The sequence below is a fragment of the Marinovum algicola genome (assembly GCF_900109145.1).
Classification (GTDB): domain Bacteria; phylum Pseudomonadota; class Alphaproteobacteria; order Rhodobacterales; family Rhodobacteraceae; genus Marinovum; species Marinovum algicola.
In genome coordinates this window covers 13336-32576 of sequence record NZ_FNYY01000008.1, presented here as the reverse complement: position 1 = coordinate 32576, position 19241 = coordinate 13336, and the positions used below count along the sequence as shown (strand labels likewise).

Sequence of the window (19241 nt, the reverse complement as noted above, 5' to 3'; positions counted from 1 at the left end):
TCAGTAGAGCACGTTTTTCGCCTGGTCGGAGTCGATGTTCTCCTGATCCACCAGCACCACACCGGTGTTGATGAAGGGCTCGACCTTTTCACCGCCGAGGATGTCGATGATCGCGTTCACGCCCTTTTCGCCCATCGCGAAAGAGCCCTGAACCGCCGTCGCCTCCATCAGCCCCTCGCGGACGAACTGTTGCAGGTCTTCGTTGCCGTCAAAGCCCAGCGCGACCAGCTGACCGGCCTTGCCCGCCTGCATGATGGCGCGGCCCATGCCCACGGCGGTGGGCTCGTTGGCGCCGAAGATGCCGACAAGATCGGGGTTTGAGGCAAGGATATCGGTGGTCTGGTTCAGCGCCTGCGCCATCTGGCTCTGCGAATAATAAGGGCCGACGATTTCCAGATCCGAATTGGCGGTCAGATAGTCCGAGAAACAGCCGACGCGGCCGATTTCCGATCCGACACCGGCGACATAGGACATCACGGCAACCTTGCCCTCGGTGCCGGCCTCGTCGATCATCCGCTTGGCCACCTCTTCGCCGGCGGCGCAATTGTCGGTGGACAGGAACGCCTGATAGGTGCCTTTCGCGCCGTCGGTCAGGGCGCTGTCGATGATCACCACCGGAATGCCGCTCTCATAGGCACGCTTGACCACCGGGGCCAGCGCTTCGGGGTCGGACGGTGCCAGCACGATGCCGGAAACGCCGCGGTTGATCGCGTTCTCGACGAGGTTGACCTGATCGGCGACGGCGCTTTCGGTGGCCGGGCCATCAAAGCTGAAGCTGTGTTCGGACTGGGCCGCGATCGCGGCTTCCGCGCCCTTGTTGACGTTCTGCCAGAAGTTCGAGCTGGTGGTCTTGACGATCACCGCGATCTCGCCGGCCGTGGCCATCCCGGCCGAAAGCGCCATCACCGACGCCAGCATTCCAAGCTTGTAGGTCTTCATCTCATTCCTCCTCAGTTGAGATTTTGGGTCTTGGTCTTATTGGACGCCCGGTCCGGCCATGGCCGGCACCGGACAGAACCTCTGTCAGCGCCGGTTGCGCATCTGGTCGATCCAGACCGCGCCGATCACCACCGCACCGATGACGATCTGCTGGATGAAGGCCGAGACGCCGGCCATGTTCAGCCCGTTGCGCAGGATGCCGATGATGAAGGCGCCGATCATCGTGCCCGAGACGGTACCGACACCGCCCGAGAGCGAGGCGCCGCCGATCACCGCCGCGGCGATGGCGTCAAGCTCGTACATCACGCCTTCGCTGGGCTGCGCCGTGACCAGACGCGACATCAGCACATTGCCCGCCAGCCCGGCCAGCGCGCCCGACATCACATAGGCATAGAGTTTGGTCTGATCGACGCGCACGCCGGAAAGCCGCGCCGCCTCTTCGTTGGAACCGGTGGCATAGATGTGGCGGCCGATGCGGCGGCGCCGCAACATGTAGGCCGCGCCCATTGCCACCAGCAGCAGCAGGATCGCCGGATAGGGAATGCCGGGAAAGATCACCTTGGGAAACCCGTTGGACTGCATCTCGACCATGCGAAAGAGCGCCCCGTTGCCCAGCCGGCCAAAGGCCTCGCCAAGCTGGGAAATCGGCGCCGCGCCGGTCAGTTGCAGGGCCAGACCCCGCGCCATCAGCATCATGCCCAGCGTCGCCACGAACGGCGGGATCTTCATCCGGGTGACAACCAGACCGTTGACCGCGCCACAGCCGGCGCCGATCAGAACGCCAAGGGCCATCGCCGGCGCCACCGGCAGCCCGGCCTTGATCGCCATCGCCGTGCCGACCCCGGAGAGCGCCAGAACCGAGCCGACCGAGAGGTCGATGCCGCCGGTGATGATCACCATGGTCATGCCGATGCCAAGCAGGCCGATGACAGAGGTCTGCAACAGGATGGTCAGCCCGTTGTTGACCGAAAAGAATGCCTGGCTGGCCAGCGAAAACCCGGCCACCAGAAGCAGCAGCGTCAGAACCGCCGAGAGCCGGTGGATCTTGGCCGCATCCGGCATCAGGGCCGCCAGCGGCGTCGCAGCGCGCCGATCCGCGGGTTTGGTTGCGTCAGACATGCGCCTCCCCTTCTCGCTGTCTTGCATTTAATTATTTAGTACATAAACAAGCCTCTCTTGATTCCGTCAACTGTTTTTTATAATATCGTACAAATACAAGAACCGCCCCGGGGCGGACGCGAGGAAAGGCAGTGACATGGCGCGCAGCGACACCAGGTATCGGGAGGCCTACAACCGGATCCTCACCTATTGCGAGACCCTGCCGCCCAAGGCGCCGATTCCCTCGGAAACCCGTCTGGCCGAGATTGCCGGCGTCAGCCGCACGGTGATCCGGCGCTGCCTGACGCGGCTGGAAGAGCTCGGCCTGATTTCCTGGCAGGGCCGCGACAAACATCTGCTGCGCCAGCCCCGCGCCGAAGACCGGATCGCGGTGCCCGAGGCCGCGGCCGACCCCAGCGATCTCGAGCAACGCTTTCTCGATTGGGTGCTGCGCTTCGACGTTCCGGCGAATACGCCGCTGTCGGTGGCGGAACTGTCGCGCACCTTCGAGGTGCCGCAATACGATCTCAAGGAATTCCTTGCCGGGCTCAGCCGCTTTGGCCTGGTCTCGCGCCGGCCGCAGGGCGGCTGGATGCTGCTGGGCTTTACCAAGGATTTCGCCATCGAGCTGTCAGATTTCCGCTCGGTGCTGGAACAGAACGCCGTGAGCCAGGTCGTCGAGGCGCCGGTGGATCATCCGGTCTGGGCCGGGCTGGCGCAGCTGCGCGCCGACCACCTCGCCCTGAAACAGGCCATCGACCGCGATTTCCACGAATTCTCCAAGCTTGACGAACGGTTTCACCAGACCATCAATTCAGTGGTCAGAAATCGCTTTATCGCCGAGTTCCAAAAGGTGATCTCGCTGATTTTTCACTACCATTACATGTGGGACAAGACCGAAGAGAAACACCGCAATGCCGCCGCCATCGATGAGCACCTGGCGATCATCGACGCGCTCGAGGCCCGCGATGCCGAGGCCGCGCGCGACGCCGCCCTGCGCCACCTGCGGACCTCGAAGACAACCTTGCTGTCCTCGCTGCGACATCACGACCTGGGCTGAACGCGCTCAGCCAAAGAGCGCTTGCAGGCCGCGCGGCGTTGGTGTCGCAAGCGCGTCGAGATTGCGGGTCAGCGAGGCCGGTTTCGCGGTGCCAAGCAGCACCGAAGCCGCCGCCGGATGCTGCATGGCGAAATGCAACGCCGCCGTCGCCAGCGGCACGCCCAGCGCCTCGGACCTGGCCTGCAACTCGGCCACTTGGTTCAGCACCTCTTCGGGGGCCGGGCCGTAATCATAGGTCGCGCCTTCGACCGGGCCGGTCGCCAGAATGCCGGAATTGAAGATACCGCCGAGCACCAGGCTTGTCCCCGCCGCTGTGCAGGCGGGCACCAGCTCTGCCTCGGCGGATCGGTCCAGCAGCGTCAGCCGGCCGGCCAGCAGGATCACGTCGATCGGCCCGGCATTGCGCATCAGGTCGAGGCAGACCTCGCATTCATTGACGCCAAGGCCAAAGGCCTTGATCCGCCCCTGCTCGCGAAGCCGAACGAGCCGCGCATAACCGCTGTCAAGAAACGCCTCGCGGTGTGGGCGATTGCCTTCGGCGCCATGGGTATATTCCCCGATATCATGCACATAGAGGATATCTATCTCCGTGCGCCCGAGCCGCTCGCAACTCTGCTCGAAGCTCTCTTCGAGCCCGTCGCCGGAGTAATCGTAGCGCACGTCGTTCTGGGCCGGGCTCACATAGCCGTCGGCCTCGGCAATCGTCGATCCGGCGGGAGACAGGATGCGCCCGACCTTGGTGGACACGACAGCCTCGGGGCGGGATTTCAGGAACCGCCCCAGACGCATCTCGGACAGGCCGCGGCCGTAATGCGGCGCGGTGTCGAAATAGCGGATGCCCGCCTCCCAGGCGCGCGACAACACCGCTTCGGCCTCGGCCTCGCTGGTTTCGCGATAGAGATTGCCGATACTGGCGCAGCCGAAAGCGACCTCGGTGACCGAAAGATCCGTGGTGCCGATGCGTCGTGTCTTCATGGTCATTTCCCCTCCAGGGCAGCGCGCAGCTGCGGTTTGGCGCCAGTGTCGCCGTTGGCCTCAGCCCAATCGAGAAAGGCGCCGATCCGACGCGCGAGCTTCTCGGCATGGTTCTGAGCAATGTCTTCGAGACGGTGGTCGAGATAGGGGTTGGCAAAGCGCTCCAGCGTGGTCGCCACATATTCGGCCACGCCATCGCCCTCCCCCGCCGCGGCAAAGCCGGGCAGCACCTCCTGCGCATAAAGGTCGCGCAAACGCCCGGCCCAATCGGCATCTGCCATCACGTCGCGCACATGGGTGGCACCGGCCCGCCCGCGCGCCAGCCAGTCGGCCACGATCCAGCTGTGCCCGAGATTGAGCACGAAGAGCTTGCGGCGCTCGATCGGCCCCAGATCGGGCACCTCCCGTATCGCCGGATGGGTGCAGGGCAGCCGCAGGCGCGGCTGCGCCTCGATCGCCCAGAGCGCATAGGGTTCGGCAACCGCCCCCGCCGGATGCAGCGGCTCGGAAACGATGCGGTCGACCAGCGAATTGACCCAGACGACCTCGTCACGCAGCCAGTCGCGATAGCCCGCCGGCATGGCGCCGGCGGCGGCCAGCACGAGATCGCGCAGGACCCTGCCATTATTGCGCACCAGCTCGGTCGGCATGATCTGCACCGGTGCGCCGCCAGCCTCGAACCGGCCGCGCAACAGATGCGCCAGCTTGGCGGGATACGACATCGCCATGTCGAACCGCGTCCCCGCATCGGCCGGTTGCGGCGCAAAACCCGCATCGGCGGTGTTCGACAGGATCATTTCCACATCCCCCGCCACCAGGCGCGCCACTTCGTCCAGATCCGGGCCGAGCGACAGGCCGCGCGCCACCGAGGTGACCCGCCGGGTTTCGTCCAATGGCTTGCCGTCCTGCAAGCCGCGGATCCTGACGTCATAGCCCTGTGCCAGCGCCGCGACCCGCCCGGCGCGCGCCGGATCGCCGCTCGATTGCACCACCACGACGGGGCGCGCCTCTGGCATGGCCTCGGCAAGGAACAGATCGGCATGCGCCTGAAGAAAGCGGCTGGTGCCGAATTGCAGGACGGTTGGAATTGCCATTGACGAGTCTCCCGATTTGGTTTGTTATTATTTAGAACAATGCAGCATGCAAGGAAAATCCGTGACCATTGACGCCCACCAGCATTTCTGGCGCATCGCGCGCGGCGACTATTCGTGGATGGATGACAGCGTGGCCGCGATCCGCCGCGACCTCCTGCCGCCCGATCTCGCGCCGCTGGCCCAGGCCGCCGGGGTGACCGGAACGGTGGCCGTTCAGGCCGCCCCGACGCTGGAAGAGACCGAATTCCTGCTGTCGCTCTCCGACACCACGCCGCTGATCCGCGGCGTGGTCGGCTGGCTCGATCTGACCGGGGATGTGCCGCGCCAGATCGACCGCCTCGCGCATCCGCGGCTGCGGGGCATCCGGCCGATGCTTCAGGACATCCCCGAAACCGACTGGATTCTGCGTGATGACGTGCTGACCGGGTTGCGCCAGGTGGCCGAAGCCGGGCTGCGCATGGACGCGCTGATCACGCCGCGCCATCTTGCGCTGATCGACAGGCTCGCCCGCGCCCTGCCGGAGCTGCCGCTGATCATCGACCACTGCGCCAAGCCGCGCTTTGCCGGCAGCGATCCCGGCGACAACTGGCGCGCCGGCATTCAGGCCCTTGCCCGCCATCCGCAGGTCAGCTGCAAGCTCTCGGGGTTGGCCAATGAATTCGGTCCCGGCTGGTCCGCCCCAAGGTTGCGCCCGGTGTTCGATCATGTGTTCGCCTGTTTCGGGCCCGAGCGGGTGATGTGGGGCAGCGACTGGCCGGTGCTGGAGCTGGCCGGCACCTATGCCAAATGGCACGCGGCGGCGCAGGAAATGGCGGCAGAGCTGACCTTGGCCGAACGCGAGGCGCTGTTCGGCAATACCGCGCGCCGCATCTACGCGCTTGATCAAGAGGGAGAAATTCAATGAAACGCATGGGACAGGTCATCGGACTGAAGCCGGAGCACACAGCGGAATACAAACGCCTTCATGCCGAGGTCTGGCCGGATGTGCTGGCACGGTTGCGGCAGTCCAACATCACCAATTACTCGATCTTCCTGCGCGAGCCGGAAATGCTGATGTTCAGCTATTGGGAGTATACCGGCACTGATTTCGAAGCCGATTCCGCCGCCATCGCCGCCGATCCCGTCACCCGCGACTGGTGGAAGATCTGCGGCCCGATGCAAAGCCCGCTCGACAGCCGGTCAGAGGGTGAATGGTGGGCACCGATGGAAGAGGTCTTCCACCTTCCCTGAGCCAGACCGCCGGTGTTTTTCCGCGCTGCGGCCCACCGGCGGCCAAATCATAGTGTTTTTGTCTGGTATTGCCGAGCGCGGCGCAAGCTGGTACCAAACCGGCCAAGTCAGCCAGCGGTGCCGGGCGCCCGAGCCAGACGTTCCAAGTGAAACAATCTCAGGAGCGAAGGCCATGATCCGCCTTGCACCGCGCGCCCTGGCAGTCTGGGCCGCCCTTGTCCCGCTCGCCGGGCCGGCCGCCGCCGAAGCCGAAACCGATCTGGGCGCCCATGTCACCATCGAGCTCAATGCCGTGGTGCCGGTCGATGCCGCCTGCCGGATGAGCTTTCTGATCCAGAACGGCCACGCCAGCGACATCCGCCAGGCGGTGCTCGAAGCGGTGCTGTTCGACGATCAGGGCCGGGTCGACCGGCTGACCCTGTTCGATTTCGGCGAACTTCCGGCGGCCCGGCCAAGGGTGCGGCAATTCGTGGTGCCCGATCTGGACTGCGCGGCGCTGGGCCAGGTTCTGTTCAACGGCGCCGAAACCTGCTCCGGCGACGGGCTGAGCCCGACGGCCTGTAGCGAGGGGCTCGAACTGCGCAGCCGCGCCGACGTCGAGGTGCTGGGATGATCGCCGCGCTGCAACAGGCCGTCACGCGGATCGCCGAGCTCGGCGGCCCGGTGGTTCTGCTGCTGGCGGCGCTGTCGGTGCTGGTCTGCGCCGTCGTGCTCTACAAGCTCTGGCAGTTCGCCGCCGCCCGGGTGGGCAGCCACCGCGCCCTGAAACTGGCGGTCGCCGCCTGGGACGCGGGCGAGCGTGGCGCGGCGCGGGACCATCTCGGGCGGTCGCGCAGCTATCTGCGGCCGGTGATCGACATGGCGCTCTCGGAACAATCCGATCCGCACCGGCTGGAGGCCGAGGCAGAGGCACGTTTCGCCCGGCTCGAAAGCGGCTTTCGCCTGCTCGACAGCGTGGCGCAGCTGGCGCCGCTTCTGGGGCTGTTCGGCACCGTTCTGGGGATGATCTCGGCCTTTCAGGCGCTGCAAGAGGCCGGCGCGCAGGTCGATCCGTCGATCCTTGCCGGCGGCATCTGGGTGGCGCTGCTGACCACAGCGGTGGGGCTGGCGGTGGCAATGCCGACGGCGCTGATCCTGAGCTGGTTCGAATCGCGGATGGACCGCGAGCGGGTCTTTGCGCAACAGGCGCTGCACAGCATCCTCGCCCCCGAAACCCAGGTCGCGCCTGCCCATGCGTAGGCTCCGGCGGCGGCGCAGGCTGTCGATGACCTCGCTGATCGACGTGATCTTCCTGTTGCTGCTGTTCTTCATGCTGTCCTCGACATTCACCCGCTTTGCCGAACTCGAGCTGGCTGCCGGCGGCACCGGCGGCGGGGCCGACAACACCAGCCGACCAGTGTTCCTGCGGCTGTCGCCGGAGCGGCTCAGCCTGAATGGGGCCGAGCGTACCTTGGTCGGCCTGCCCGCCGCGTTGAAGGCGCAGCAGCGGGCCGATGGCGCATTGCCGGTCATCGTGGCCCTGACCGGCGCGGTAACGGCGCAGCGCCTGTCCGACCTTCTGGCCACCCTGCGCCAGGTGCCGGGCCTCACTGTCACGGTACTGGAGACGTCATGATCCGCAAACCGCGCCCACGCAACAAAGGCGAACCGACCATTGCACTGATCAACATCGTCTTTCTCATGCTGATCTTCTTTCTCGTCGCCGGCACCCTGGCGCGGCCGCTGGACAAGCAGTTGACGCTGGTGCGCACCGCCGATCTTGCCGGCACCGCCCCGGCCGACGCGCTGGTGATCCATGCCGATGGCCGGCTCACCTGGCGCGGGGCCGAGACCGCCTCGCCCGAGGCATTCTTTGACGCGCAACCGCCCGAGAGCCGGGCGCTGGTGCGCCTTGTGCCGGACCGCGATCTGCCAGCCACCGATCTGCTGCGCATCGGCCGCGCGCTGCGCGCCGCCGGGGCAGCGCGGGTGGTGCTGGTCACCGAACGGGGACTGGCGTCATGATCGCGTCGTCACGCACGGCCAAGCTCGCGGCGCTGTCATTTGCGGGCCTCGCCCATGCTGCCATCGCCCTGGCGCTGGCCGCCTCTGGTGAGACCATGACCGAAGGCAGCGGCGGTGCCGCCGAGGTGCGCCTGGGCAATGCCTTTGCCGATATGGCCGCCGGGGCGCTCTCGGCCCAGACGGCGCAGGATACAGTGGCGCACGCGGCGCCAGAGGTTGCGCCCGTGATGGCAGAGCGCCCCGATGTCCTGCCCGCGCCGCAGGTGCCGGGCATTTCCCCGCTCAAGGCGGCGCCGGCGTCCGAACTGGCACCAAACCGCCCCCGCGAGGTCGTAAGCGGCGAGACGCCCGACACCGCAACGCTCGCCCGCTCGCCCCGGCCCGAGCCGACCTCTCAAGCGCGCAAACCTCAAGCCCAACCGGCGTCCAGACAGGCCAAGTCGGCGCCGGCCGGAGCCAGGCAGGAGGCCCGCGCCGGCACCAACGCCGGGACGGCGGCCGCCAGCACTTACCCGGGCCTGGTGATGCGCCGGATCGCGGGCGCCGGCCGGCCCGAGGGGCGGGCCCGGGGCGCGGCGGTGGTGGCCTTTTCGATTTCCCCGGGCGGCGGTTTGTCGGCGATCTCGATCGCGCGCAGCTCGGGCACGGCGGCTTTCGACCAGGCGGCGCTGGCGGTGGTGCGCAACGCCGCCCCCTTTCCCCGGCCGCCCGCAGGCGCGCGGCGGAGCTTTTCGATCAGGATACAGGGGCGCTGAGGGGGCGGCCTAACGCGCCACAACCACCGCGCGCCCCCTGTGCGACAGCACCTCGAAGGGAGTGTCGAACACATCCGCCAGCATCTGCGAGGTGAGTAGCGCGGCGCTTGCGTCATGCGCCACCACCCGGCCGTCCTTCATCGCGACGATCCGGTCGGCCCAACCGGCGGCGGCGTTGATGTCATGGAGCACGATCACAATGCTGCGCCCGCTGCCGCGCGTCAGCCCGTGCAGCCGCGCCATCAAGTCGCGGGCATGGCGCGGGTCGAGCGCATTCAGCGGCTCGTCAAGCAGCATCCAGGGCGTGTCCTGGGCATAGGTCATGGCGATGAAGGCGCGCTGGCGCTGGCCGCCGGAGAGAGTTTCCAAGGGGCGTTCGGCGAGACCCTGCAAGGAAAACGCCGCCAGCGCCGCCTCGACCAGCGCGGCATCGCGCGCGCCGGAGCGGCCGCGGTGATGCGGCCAGCGGCCAAAGGCCACCAGATCGCGCACCTTCAACCGGCTGACCACCACCGGCGATTGCTGCAACAGCGCCACCGCCCGCGCCCGCTCTTCTCCCGGGGCGGTGAACGGGTCGAGCCCGTCGATCCGCACCCGCCCGGCCACGGGCCGGTTCAGCCCCGCCATGCAATGCAGCAACGAGGATTTTCCCGCCCCGTTCGGCCCGATCAGCGCTGTGATGCCGCCGGGTTCCAGCGCCAGGCCAACCTGGTGCAGGATGGCGGTGCCAGCCACCTCATAATTCAGCCCGTCAACCTCGATCATTGGCGCCCCCTGCGCAGCACGAGCCCGAGAAACAGCAGCCCGCCAAAAAATTCGACCACCACCGCCAGCGCCGACTGGCTGCCCATGAGCCGTTCGAAGAGGAATTGCCCGGTCACCAGGATCAGCGCCCCGATCAGCGCCGCCGCCGGGATCAGCACGGCGTGGCGATGGCTGTCGGTCAGGTGCCGGGCGAGGCTGGCGGCCAGCAACCCGAGAAAGGTGATCGGCCCGACCAGCGCGGTCGAGACCGAGATCATCGCCGCCACCAACATCAGCGAAACCAGCACCACCCGGTCATGGTCGAGCCCGAGCGCGCGTGCCGCGCCGCGCCCCAGCCCGGCCACATCCAGCGCCGGCGCCAGTCGCAACGCCGCCAGCAGAGCCGCCGCCAGCAGCCCGGTGGCGGCGGCCAGCGGTCCGCCGTCGACCCGGCCGAAGCTGGCGAACATCGCCTGTTGCACCACCGCGAATTCCGACGGGTCCATCATCCGTTGCACCATCGAGGCCAGCCCGCGCAGCAGCACGCCGAGCACCACGCCGGTCAGGATCATCCGCGTCACATCCGAGGCATCCCGGCGCAACAGCAGGCCAAAGAGCGCCGTCGCCGCGGCCATCAGGAACACCGCCTCGAGGACAAATCGCCAGGCCCCCGGGATCTGCGCCGTGCCGACGCCGCCGAGGGCGACCACCAGAAGCGTCTGAAGCAGCACGAAAAGCGCATCGAAGCCGACAATCCCCGGCGTCAGCAGACGGTTCATCGCCACGGTCTGAAACAGGATCGTTGCGGCACCAGTGGCCGCGCCGACACAGATCAGCGCCGCCAGCTTGGTGGCGCGCAATTCCAGGATGAACCCGAAAGGCGCGCGCAGATGCCACCCCAGGAAGGCCGCGCTCAGCGCGCAGAGCGCCAAAGCGAGCAGCGGCAGATGTCGCTCAGCCATGGGCGCGCCTCGGGGCGGCGTAGAGCAGCCAAAGGAATACCCCGGCGCCAAAGACGCCAAAGACCGTGGCGGCGGGGATTTCGAAGGGATAGCGGATCACCCGGCCGATGACATCCGCCGCCAGAACGAGCCCGCCGCCGCCCAGCGCGATCAGCGGCAGGTTGGTGCGCAGGTTGTCGCCGCGCCAGCGCGACACCAGGTTCGGCGCCACCAGCCCGACAAAGGGAAAGGCGCCGACCGTCACCAGCACCAGCGCCGTCAGGGTCGAGACGATCACCAGCCCCAGCCCCCGGGTCTGGGTGTAATTCAGCCCCAGAGAGCGCGCCTGTGCCTCGCCCAGCCCCAGGATGGTGATCCGGTCGGCCACCGCGTACAGCAGCCCCGCCAGCAGCGCCACCGCCCAGAGCCATTCATAGCGCCCGATCATCACGCCCGAGAATTCGCCCAGTTGCCAGGTGCCGAGGTATTGCATCAGGTCGGTCATCCAGGCCGCCCAGACCACAATGGCCCCCAGGATGCCGCCATAGATCATGCCGACGATGGGCAGCATCATCGGATCGGCCCGCGGCACCCGTTCGGCCAGGGCGATGAACCCGGCCATGCCGGCCAACGCGGCCCCGGCAGCGATCAGCATCTTGCCGGCCACTGCCATGCCCGGGGCGATCAGCGTCACCGCCAGCAGCCCCAGCATCGCCGCCTCCGGCGTGCCGGTCAGCGCCGGTTCCACCAGGCGGTTCTGCACCACCTGCTGCACCACCACGCCGGCCAGAGCCAGCCCGGCGCCGGCCAGAAGCGCCGCCGCCGTGCGCGGAATGCGGCTGACCATCAACAGCCAGCCCCCGTCCCCGTCGGACAGCGAGGCCGCGCCGATCATCAGGCTGAGCAGGCTCAACCCGGCCAGCACGGCCCATGCCAGAGGCCAAATCCGGCGCAAGGATCAGCTGTCCGCGCGGCCGAAGGCCGCAATGACTTCGTCCAGCACCTGCATCACCGCACCGGCACCGCCCGAGGCGATGTAAAGCGAGGCGGCGTCGAGATGGACGATGTGGCCGTCCTGCGCCGCCCTGGTGCGGGCAATCAGCGGATTGTCGAGCGTGGCCGCCGCCGCTTCGCCTTCGGCGCCGATCGCGGCGCCCCGGTCGATCACCAGAATCCATTCGGGGTCGATGTCGGCGACGAATTCGAACGAGACCGCTTCGCCATGAGTTTCGGCCTCGACGTTCTCGGCCGCTTCCGGCAGGTCGAGCGCGCTGTGCAGCCAACCAAAGCGGCCGCCGGCGCCATAAGCCGAGATCTTGCCGCCGTTGGTCAGAAGGATCAGCGCCGATCCCTTGCCGTCCACCGCTGCGCGGGCCTCTTGCAGCCGGGCTTCGAGCGTCTCGGTCAGCCTGGCGGCGCGGTCTTCGACGCCGAATATCGTGCCATAGGCGGCGATCCGGGCACCGACCTGTTCGAGCAGGTCGTCGCCCCAGATCGTCATGTCGATGGTCGGCGCGATCTGCGCCAGGTTTTCGACCTGCGCGGAGGAGCGGCCGCCGGCGACGATCAGGTCAGGCTGCATCACCGCCAGCGCTTCGTAATCCGGCTCGAACAAGGTGCCGACCACCTCGGCGCTCTCGGCGGCGGGCTTGAGATGGTCGAGAAAGACCTTGTCGGGCAAGCCGTCGATCTCCTGGCCCAGCGCGACAAGCGTGTCGACGGCGGCAATGTCGAAAACGGCGATGGTTTCGGGGTGGCTGGGCACGGGGGCCGGACCGGTGGCGGTCTCGACTGTAACATCGCCGGCCAGCGCCGGCACGGCAAGCGCGGCACCGATGAGGCCGCCGAAAAGGGTCATGCGCATGGATCGCTCCTGTTCTGGGTGCAATCGCGTGGCTGGCGGGTCGGCTTGGCTTCGCGGGTGTGCAGCGGTGTTAACGGATTGCGCGGCGCGGCTGCAACCCGAAATCCGACTGAAACAATCAGGAAAATGCGACAGGGCGCCGGGCCCGTGCGGTGTCAGAACACCTTGGTCACGCCGAACTTGAAGGTTCGGCCCGGGGCCTTTCGCTCGGGCGACGAAAGATGGCCGACGTAGTCGAGATCGAAGGCATTCTCCAGCCCGACCCGAAACTCGGTCTCCTGGAACACCCCCTGCTCTGGCCGGAAAGTGGCACGCAGGTTGTGCACCGTGGCATCGGGCAGCGCCTCGACGGTGGAATCGCGGCGGTCGGTGCCATGCACCACTTCCCAGCTCAGATCCAGGCGGTCATTCCAACGCTTGCCCACCGTCAGGTTGACGGTGTCGGCGGCCTGGATGCGCCAGCGCTCGGTATCACCGGCGGTGTCGGTCTCTTCGCCATGGCCGACATGCGCATTGAGATCGACATACAGCCCGTTTTGCAGCCCGTACGAGGCTTCGAGCTCGAAGCCCTGGACATTGACCCGCTCGAGCGAGGCGTAGCTGGTGATGTCCCAGAGCTCGGTCCGGTAGAGATTGCCCCGCATCGCCAGCGTATCACCCGCGGCAAAGACATCGGCGCCGCCGAAAGAGGCACCAAGCTCGTAGGTTTCGGACTTTTCGCTGGTGGTCATCTTGTCGATGGCGGCCGCGGTGTCGCCGAGATCGTCGATGATCGGCAGGCCTTCGGTATAGGCCGCGCTGCCAAAGACGGCAAAGCCGTTGTCGAATTCATAGGCCAGCGCCAGACCGCCCATGAGCGCATCATTCTCGTAGCTGTCGAAACTGTCATTGGCGGGGGTGACCCGCGCGCTCTCGAACCGCAGCGCCGGGGTGACGGTCAGCCGGCCGAGACGCATCTCGTCGATCGCATAGACCGCCAGACGGTCATCGGTGCCGCCCGGTGCGCTTGCGGCCTCATTGTCCTTGCGCCGGCGTTCCTGCACCTCGACGCCGGTTTCCAGGCTGTGGCCGATCCCGCCGGTGCCGAACCGCGCGGTATTGGCCAGTTTCAGCTTGGTCGTCTCATACCGCTGATCGGCATTCACCGTGCCCACAAGGAAAGGGAAGCTCGGCGTGCCCTCCAGTGGCGAAGACCCCGGCACATAGTCATATTCGATCTTCTGATCGGCATAAGACAGGTTGGCGGTGAAATCGACGTGGTCATTGCCCAGCGGATTGTAGCCATATTCCACGCTGGCCTGAGTGGTATCGGTCAGCCGGTCGACATTGCCGAAACTGCCGCCGGTGGTGGCAAACTGATCATACGGCACGTCCTTGTCATCCGCCACGGTGCGCGAGACCACAAAAGTCAGGCTCTGATCGCCCATCTCGCCAAAGGTGAACCGGGCCTTGGCCAGCCCGGACGGGGTGGTAAAGGCGGTATTGCCAACCACGTCTCCATCACCGTCGAGATAGTCGTCATAGCTGCGATAGGAGAAGTTGAGCAGGAATTCGGCCTGATCGTTCGGCTGCCAGGCCAGCGTGGTCGAGCTGCTGACACCTTCGCCGTTGGAACTGTATTCCGCCGTCTGCCCGACCGCGAGCCCATGTTCGCCGCCGGTGAAATCCGAGGCGTTCTTGGTGTCCAGCTTGACCACGCCGCCGACGATGCCGGAGCCATAGGCGAAACTGCCGATGGTGCCGCGCAGGACGGTGGCCTCGCGATAGAGCAGCGGATCGGTAAAGAGCTGGGTGCCGATGCGATACAGCTCTTCCGAACCGACCGAAGCACCGTCGATCTGGATCGCCACCTTCTGATCGGTGCCATAGGTGTTGTTGGCGCCAAAGCCGCGGATGTTGATGCCCGAGCCCTGCGGCATGTTGCCGTTGACCAGGGTCACGCCGGGTACGGAATCGATCAGCTGCGCGATGGTGCCTGCCTGTCGGTCCTCGATCTCGTCCTGATCGACGACGGTCTGCGCCACCGCCGAGCCGACGGCGATGTCGCGTTTGCCGAAGGTCAGAAACAGCGTTCCGAGGAACCCGGCGCCGGGGGTGTCCTGGGCCTGCGCCGCGACGGGCGCGGCCAGAGAAAGCAGTGTGACCAGCGCGGTCGAGCTGCGAAGCGGAGTCATGAACATGACTGTCCCCTTTATGAAGTGAGGTGTTTTCGGGATGAGGCGCTGGCGTGGGGGCTGGCGGGCGCGGCGGCCACGGGGCGGCGGCGCAAAACATGGTTGCGGCAGTTAAGTTAACCGACTAAAACAGTCAAGAAAAAGATGCCCGCCAGCGATCTCTCTCGAGCGCCCAGCCACGCGTTGCAACCTTGTCGAAACGAAGTGAGGGACCTGATGGCTCAAGAGACGCCGGGCGCGGCCGAAATCCGCGCGGCCATTGCCGAAAATTCCAAGATGCGAGAACGGGATCTGGCCGAGAGGCTGGGCATTGCCGAGGCCCAGCTTGTTGCCGCTCGGGTCGGCCACAGCGCCACCAGGATCGCCGCCCACCCCGACCGGCTGATCCCCGCCGCCGAGGCCTTGGGCGAGGTTATGGCGCTCACGCGCAATGCCTCTTGCGTGCATGAAAAGGTGGGCTGTTACAGCAACTACCGGTCTGGCGAACATGCGGCGATGGTGCTGGCCGAAGAGATCGACCTGCGGATCTTTCCCGCCTGGTGGGTGAGCGCCTTTGCGGTCGAGAAACAGACGGCGGGCGGTATACGGCGGTCGTTGCAGGTGTTCGACGCGGCCGGCGAGGCGGTGCACAAGATCCATCTGCGCCCGGCATCCGATCTGGCGGCCTGGGAGAGGATCAAGGCCGCGCTGGCGCTGGAGGCGCAATCCGACGCGCTGGAGGTGGCCGCCCGCAAACCGGCCGAAGCGCCGAAGACGCGGCCCGAGAAACGCGAAATCCTGTTCGAGGAATGGGCCCGGCTGACCGACACGCATCAGTTCCTGCGGCTCTGCGCCAAGCTCAAGATGAACCGGCTTGGCGCCTATCGCATGCCGGGCAACCCCTTTGTGCGGCCCCTGCCCCCCGGCGCGGTGGACGAGATGTTCACAGGACTGCGCGACAGTGGCATCGACTTCATGTTCTTTGTCGGCAATCGCGGTTGCATCCAGATTCACAGTGGCCCGGTCAAACGGCTTCAGGAAACCGGCCCCTGGCTGAACATCCTCGATCCCGGCTTCGACATGCACCTGCGCCGCAATCACATCGCCGAGGTCTATGCGGTCGAGAAACCCACCCGGCGCGGCACGGCACTGTCGGTCGAGGCCTTCGATGCCGAGGGCACGGTGATCTTTCAGGCGTTCCCGGTGTCGAAAGAGACCAATGACAGCCGCCCGCAGTGGCGCGAGATCGTCGCCGGGCTGGAAACGCGGGCCACGGAGGCGGCAGAATGAAACGGCAGAGCTTTGGCGCCGTGATGGCGCTCTGGGTGGCGGCCTCCGGTGTCTTCGCGTCCGGGTCGGCCAGCGCAGATCAGCCGGCCGCCGAGCCCCTGCCGCCGGCCGGGGTGCTGGCGATCGGCGGCGACATGACCGAAATCGTCTATGCGCTGGACCAGGGCCACCGGTTGCTGGCACGCGACAGCACCTCGACCTGGCCCGAAGCGGCGCGCGCCCTGCCCGACGTGGGCTATATGCGCGCCCTGTCGCCGGAAGCCGTGCTGTCGGTCGGGCCGTCGCTGATCCTCTCGGCCGAGGGCGCCGGCCCGCCCGAGACCCTCGATGTGTTGCGCGCCGCCGACATCGATTTTGTCGAGGTTACCGGCGGATTCGATGGCGCCGCCATCGCCGCCAAGATCCGCACCATAGGCGACGCGCTCGGGGTGCCCGGCAAGGCCGACACACTGGCGCAGGAGGTCACCACGGCGCTGGCGGCCGCCAAGGCCCGGGCCGACGCAAATCCTGACCCGCGCAAGAGGGTGCTCTTCGTGCTCAGCGCCGCCGGAGGCAAGCTGACGGTTGGCGGCGCCGAAACCGGCGCCGATGCGGTGATCCGACTGGCCGGCGGCGTGAATGCCGCCGAAGGGTTTGACGGCTACAAGCAACTTTCCGACGAGGCGGCGGCGGTGGCCGCGCCCGACGTGATCCTGATGATGGAACGCGGCGGCGATCATGGCACCACCGCCGATGTGCTGTTCTCGCTGCCGGCGCTGGCGATCACCCCTGCCGCCGACACCCGGACGCTGATCAAGATCGACGGGCTGAAACTGCTCGGCTTCGGCCCGCGCACGGCCGAGGCGGTGACCGAGCTCAACACCCTGCTCTACGGAGGCTGACACAATGGTGGCGCTGTCCGACGTTCTGCCCGGCACCCGCCCGCCCCGCCGACTGGACCGGGCGCGGCGACTGCATCTGCTGCTGGCCCTGCTGGTGGTTCTGGTCTCACTGGCAAGCCTGACCGTGGGGGCGACCGGCCTCTCGCTGGGCGATGTGCTGGCCAAGGGCCTGCGCGGCGATGCGCTGAGCCGCACCGAATCCGTCGTGCTCTTGGACATTCGCCTGCCACGGCTGGCGATGGGGCTTCTGGTGGGAGCGGCGCTGGCCACTTCCGGCGCCGTCATGCAGGGGCTGTTCCGCAATCCGCTGGCCGATCCCGGCATTGTCGGCGTCACCGCCGGCGGCATGCTGGGCGCGATTCTGGCGATCGTTCTGGGCGGCCTGCTGCCCGCAGCGCTGCGCGCGCTGACCGGCGCCTATCTGGTGCCCTGCGCCGCCTTTGTCGCAAGCTGGGCCACCACGATCCTGCTCTACCGCGTCTCGACCCGCGCCGGGCGCACCTCGGTCGCCACCATGTTGCTCGCCGGGATCGCCCTGACCGCCCTGGCCGGGGCGCTGGCCGGCGTGCTGATCTACAAGGCCGACGACCAGCAGCTGCGCGACCTCACCTTCTGGAACATGGGCTCGCTCGCCGGCGCCAACTGGGCCAAGCTGACAGCCGCTGCGCCGATCATCCTGACCGCCATCGCCGGGGCGCTCTGCCTGGGGCGCGGGTTGAACGGCCTGGCGCTTGGCGAGGCCACGGCGCATCACATCGGCATTCCGGTGCAGCGGATGAAGAACGCCGCCATCCTCTGCGTCGCCGCCGCCAGCGGCGCCGCCGTCGCCATCTCTGGCGGGATCGGCTTTGTCGGCATCGTGGTGCCGCATCTGCTGCGGCTGGCCACCGGACCGGACCACCGGGCGCTGCTGCTGAACTCGGCGCTGCTGGGCGCGGCGCTGCTGGTCGGCGCCGACATGATCGCGCGAGTGATCATCACGCCGGCCGAATTGCCGATCGGTATCGTCACTGCCGTGCTCGGCGCGCCGGTCTTCCTCTGGATCCTGCTGCGGCAACGCGGCGTGGTGGACCTCTGACATGCTCGACGTGCAAAATCTCCGCGTCTCCCTCGGAGGCAAAACCATCCTCGACGGGCTGACCCTGACCGCCCGCCCTGGCCAGATCACCTGCATCGTCGGCCCGAACGGCTCGGGCAAGACCACCTGCCTGCGGGCGATCACCGGCGATCTGCCGTTTGCCGGGCGCATCGCTCTCGGCGGGCAGGACATCGCCCGGCTCTCCCCGCGAGAGCTCGCCGCCCTCAGGGGGGTGTTGCCGCAGGCCAGCACCCTGGCCTTTCCCTTCACCGTGGCCGAAGTGGTGCAGATCGGTCTGCATCGCGGCACCTCGGGCGCGCAATCAGAACGCATTCGGGCGGCGCTGGGCCGGGTCGATCTCGGCGCCTATGCCGACCGGAGCTACCAGGAGCTTTCGGGCGGCGAACAGCAGCGGGTGCAACTCGCCCGCGTGCTCGCCCAGGTCTGGGAGCCGGTGGCGGACGGGGTGCCGCGCTGGCTGTTTCTCGATGAACCGGTGTCCTCCCTCGACATCGCCCATCAACTTCAGGTCATGCGCATCGCCCGCGACTTTGCCAGCGCCGGCGGCGGCGTGGTGGCCGTCATGCATGACCTCAATCTGACCGCCATCTGCGCCGACAAGGTGATCTTGCTGGCCGCCGGCGCCTGTCATGCCCAGGGCACGCCCGGCGACGTCATGACCAGCGACATCCTGAGCCGCGCCTATGGCTGTGCCCTGCATGTCGGGCAGATCCCCCCGCCGGGCACGCCCTTTGTCCTGCCGCACCTCGCGGCGCTTGCCGCCGAATGACTTAAACAGGAGACCACAGATGTTCCTTGCCATGAACCGCTTTACCGTGCCGCTGGAAACGCCGCCGATTTCGAAGAGCTTTGGCTGAGCCGCGACAGCAGGCTGCATGAGATGGGGGGTTTCGTCGAATTCCACATGCTGAAAGGCCCCGAAGAGGCGGGCAGGATTCTCTATGCCTCGCATACGCTCTGGCAGTCCGAGGCGCATTTCACCGCCTGGACCCGCAGCCCGCAGTTCCGCGTGGCCGATGCCCGCGCCGGCACCGGCCCCACGCTGCACGACGGCCATCCCCGCTTCGAAGGCTTCCGGGCGATCCAGCGCATCGCGGCGGATGCCGCCTGACCC

At 67.3% G+C, this 19241-nt stretch carries 22 protein-coding genes; 13 read left to right on the top strand and 9 right to left on the bottom strand.

What is annotated here, in order from left to right; all coding sequences use genetic code 11:
- Together BMW90_RS12310 and BMW90_RS12305 are read right to left on the bottom strand one after the other, a co-directional pair.
- The gene (locus BMW90_RS12310; protein WP_048529259.1) at positions 1-939 is read right to left on the bottom strand and encodes an ABC transporter substrate-binding protein; all 939 of its coding nucleotides are present in this window, start codon (positions 937-939) and stop codon (positions 1-3) included.
- An 84-nt stretch (positions 940-1023) separates the two neighbouring features.
- Positions 1024-2058, bottom strand: a complete 1035-nt coding sequence (locus BMW90_RS12305) for an ABC transporter permease (protein ID WP_211568872.1) — start codon at positions 2056-2058, stop codon at positions 1024-1026.
- A 136-nt stretch (positions 2059-2194) separates the two neighbouring features.
- On the opposite strand from BMW90_RS12305, the gene BMW90_RS12300 reads away from it, so the two are divergent.
- On the top strand, positions 2195-3097 hold the full coding sequence (locus tag BMW90_RS12300; protein ID WP_074836868.1) for a GntR family transcriptional regulator: 903 nt from the start codon (positions 2195-2197) through the stop codon (positions 3095-3097).
- A 6-nt stretch (positions 3098-3103) separates the two neighbouring features.
- Here BMW90_RS12300 and BMW90_RS12295 read toward each other — a convergent pair whose 3' ends face one another.
- Both BMW90_RS12295 and BMW90_RS12290 read right to left on the bottom strand, forming a co-directional pair.
- Positions 3104-4072, bottom strand: a complete 969-nt coding sequence (locus tag BMW90_RS12295; protein WP_074836865.1) for an aldo/keto reductase — start codon at positions 4070-4072, stop codon at positions 3104-3106.
- Between the two features lie 2 nt (positions 4073-4074).
- A complete protein-coding gene (locus tag BMW90_RS12290) occupies positions 4075-5166 on the bottom strand; it encodes a mannitol dehydrogenase family protein (RefSeq protein ID WP_074836863.1) in 1092 nt (363 codons plus the stop codon).
- 61 nt (positions 5167-5227) lie between these two features.
- Here BMW90_RS12290 and BMW90_RS12285 point away from each other — a divergent pair, with 61 nt between their 5' ends.
- From BMW90_RS12285 to BMW90_RS12255, 7 genes are all read left to right on the top strand, one after another.
- Complete coding sequence (locus tag BMW90_RS12285; protein ID WP_074836861.1) at positions 5228-6070, top strand: amidohydrolase family protein; 843 nt, start codon at positions 5228-5230, stop codon at positions 6068-6070.
- The gene (locus tag BMW90_RS12280; RefSeq protein ID WP_074836860.1) at positions 6067-6396 is read left to right on the top strand and encodes an L-rhamnose mutarotase; all 330 of its coding nucleotides are present in this window, start codon (positions 6067-6069) and stop codon (positions 6394-6396) included. The genes BMW90_RS12285 and BMW90_RS12280 overlap by 4 nt, the downstream gene beginning before the upstream one ends.
- Positions 6397-6568: 172 nt before the next feature.
- Positions 6569-7009: a hypothetical protein gene (locus BMW90_RS12275; protein WP_074836858.1), complete on the top strand. Its 441-nt coding sequence runs from the start codon at positions 6569-6571 to the stop codon at positions 7007-7009.
- On the top strand, positions 7006-7635 hold the full coding sequence (locus tag BMW90_RS12270) for a MotA/TolQ/ExbB proton channel family protein (RefSeq protein ID WP_074836856.1): 630 nt from the start codon (positions 7006-7008) through the stop codon (positions 7633-7635). Before BMW90_RS12275 ends, BMW90_RS12270 begins: the two co-directional genes overlap by 4 nt.
- A gap of 25 nt (positions 7636-7660) precedes the next feature.
- Positions 7661-8011, top strand: coding sequence for a biopolymer transporter ExbD (locus tag BMW90_RS12265; protein ID WP_083416039.1), 351 nt, complete (start codon positions 7661-7663; stop codon positions 8009-8011).
- Positions 8008-8400: an ExbD/TolR family protein gene (locus BMW90_RS12260; RefSeq protein ID WP_074836853.1), complete on the top strand. Its 393-nt coding sequence runs from the start codon at positions 8008-8010 to the stop codon at positions 8398-8400. The genes BMW90_RS12265 and BMW90_RS12260 overlap by 4 nt, the downstream gene beginning before the upstream one ends.
- Positions 8397-9155, top strand: coding sequence for an energy transducer TonB family protein (locus tag BMW90_RS12255; RefSeq protein WP_074836851.1), 759 nt, complete (start codon positions 8397-8399; stop codon positions 9153-9155). Before BMW90_RS12260 ends, BMW90_RS12255 begins: the two co-directional genes overlap by 4 nt.
- Positions 9156-9164: 9 nt before the next feature.
- Here the strand turns inward: BMW90_RS12255 and BMW90_RS12250 are convergent, their stop codons facing one another.
- The 5 genes from BMW90_RS12250 to BMW90_RS12230 form a co-directional block, all read right to left on the bottom strand.
- Entirely contained in the window at positions 9165-9920 is a 756-nt protein-coding gene (locus BMW90_RS12250) for an ATP-binding cassette domain-containing protein (protein ID WP_074836849.1), read from the bottom strand.
- Positions 9917-10861 carry an iron chelate uptake ABC transporter family permease subunit gene (locus tag BMW90_RS12245; protein WP_074836847.1) on the bottom strand — a complete coding sequence of 315 codons (945 nt, stop codon included), beginning with the start codon at positions 10859-10861 and terminating at the stop codon, positions 9917-9919. The genes BMW90_RS12250 and BMW90_RS12245 overlap by 4 nt, the downstream gene beginning before the upstream one ends.
- Complete coding sequence (locus tag BMW90_RS12240) at positions 10854-11735, bottom strand: iron chelate uptake ABC transporter family permease subunit (RefSeq protein ID WP_244526500.1); 882 nt, start codon at positions 11733-11735, stop codon at positions 10854-10856. Before BMW90_RS12240 ends, BMW90_RS12245 begins: the two co-directional genes overlap by 8 nt.
- Positions 11736-11798: 63 nt before the next feature.
- Complete coding sequence (locus BMW90_RS12235) at positions 11799-12704, bottom strand: siderophore ABC transporter substrate-binding protein (protein WP_048529236.1); 906 nt, start codon at positions 12702-12704, stop codon at positions 11799-11801.
- A 155-nt stretch (positions 12705-12859) separates the two neighbouring features.
- The gene (locus tag BMW90_RS12230; protein ID WP_074836843.1) at positions 12860-14884 is read right to left on the bottom strand and encodes a TonB-dependent receptor plug domain-containing protein; all 2025 of its coding nucleotides are present in this window, start codon (positions 14882-14884) and stop codon (positions 12860-12862) included.
- 210 nt (positions 14885-15094) lie between these two features.
- On the opposite strand from BMW90_RS12230, the gene BMW90_RS12225 reads away from it, so the two are divergent.
- The 5 genes from BMW90_RS12225 to BMW90_RS12205 all read left to right on the top strand — a co-directional run bounded on the left by BMW90_RS12225 (position 15095) and on the right by BMW90_RS12205 (position 19238).
- Positions 15095-16147, top strand: a complete 1053-nt coding sequence (locus tag BMW90_RS12225) for a hemin-degrading factor (RefSeq protein ID WP_074836842.1) — start codon at positions 15095-15097, stop codon at positions 16145-16147.
- Positions 16144-17028: a heme/hemin ABC transporter substrate-binding protein gene (locus BMW90_RS12220; protein WP_139211353.1), complete on the top strand. Its 885-nt coding sequence runs from the start codon at positions 16144-16146 to the stop codon at positions 17026-17028. Before BMW90_RS12225 ends, BMW90_RS12220 begins: the two co-directional genes overlap by 4 nt.
- A gap of 4 nt (positions 17029-17032) precedes the next feature.
- Positions 17033-18106 carry a FecCD family ABC transporter permease gene (locus tag BMW90_RS12215; protein WP_074836840.1) on the top strand — a complete coding sequence of 358 codons (1074 nt, stop codon included), beginning with the start codon at positions 17033-17035 and terminating at the stop codon, positions 18104-18106.
- Between the two features lies 1 nt (position 18107).
- Positions 18108-18896 (top strand): heme ABC transporter ATP-binding protein, encoded by a 789-nt coding sequence (locus BMW90_RS12210; RefSeq protein ID WP_074836838.1) that lies wholly within the window; start codon positions 18108-18110, stop codon positions 18894-18896.
- 111 nt (positions 18897-19007) lie between these two features.
- Positions 19008-19238 carry an antibiotic biosynthesis monooxygenase family protein gene (locus BMW90_RS12205; protein ID WP_306456256.1) on the top strand — a complete coding sequence of 77 codons (231 nt, stop codon included), beginning with the start codon at positions 19008-19010 and terminating at the stop codon, positions 19236-19238.
- Positions 19239-19241 lie beyond the last annotated feature (3 nt).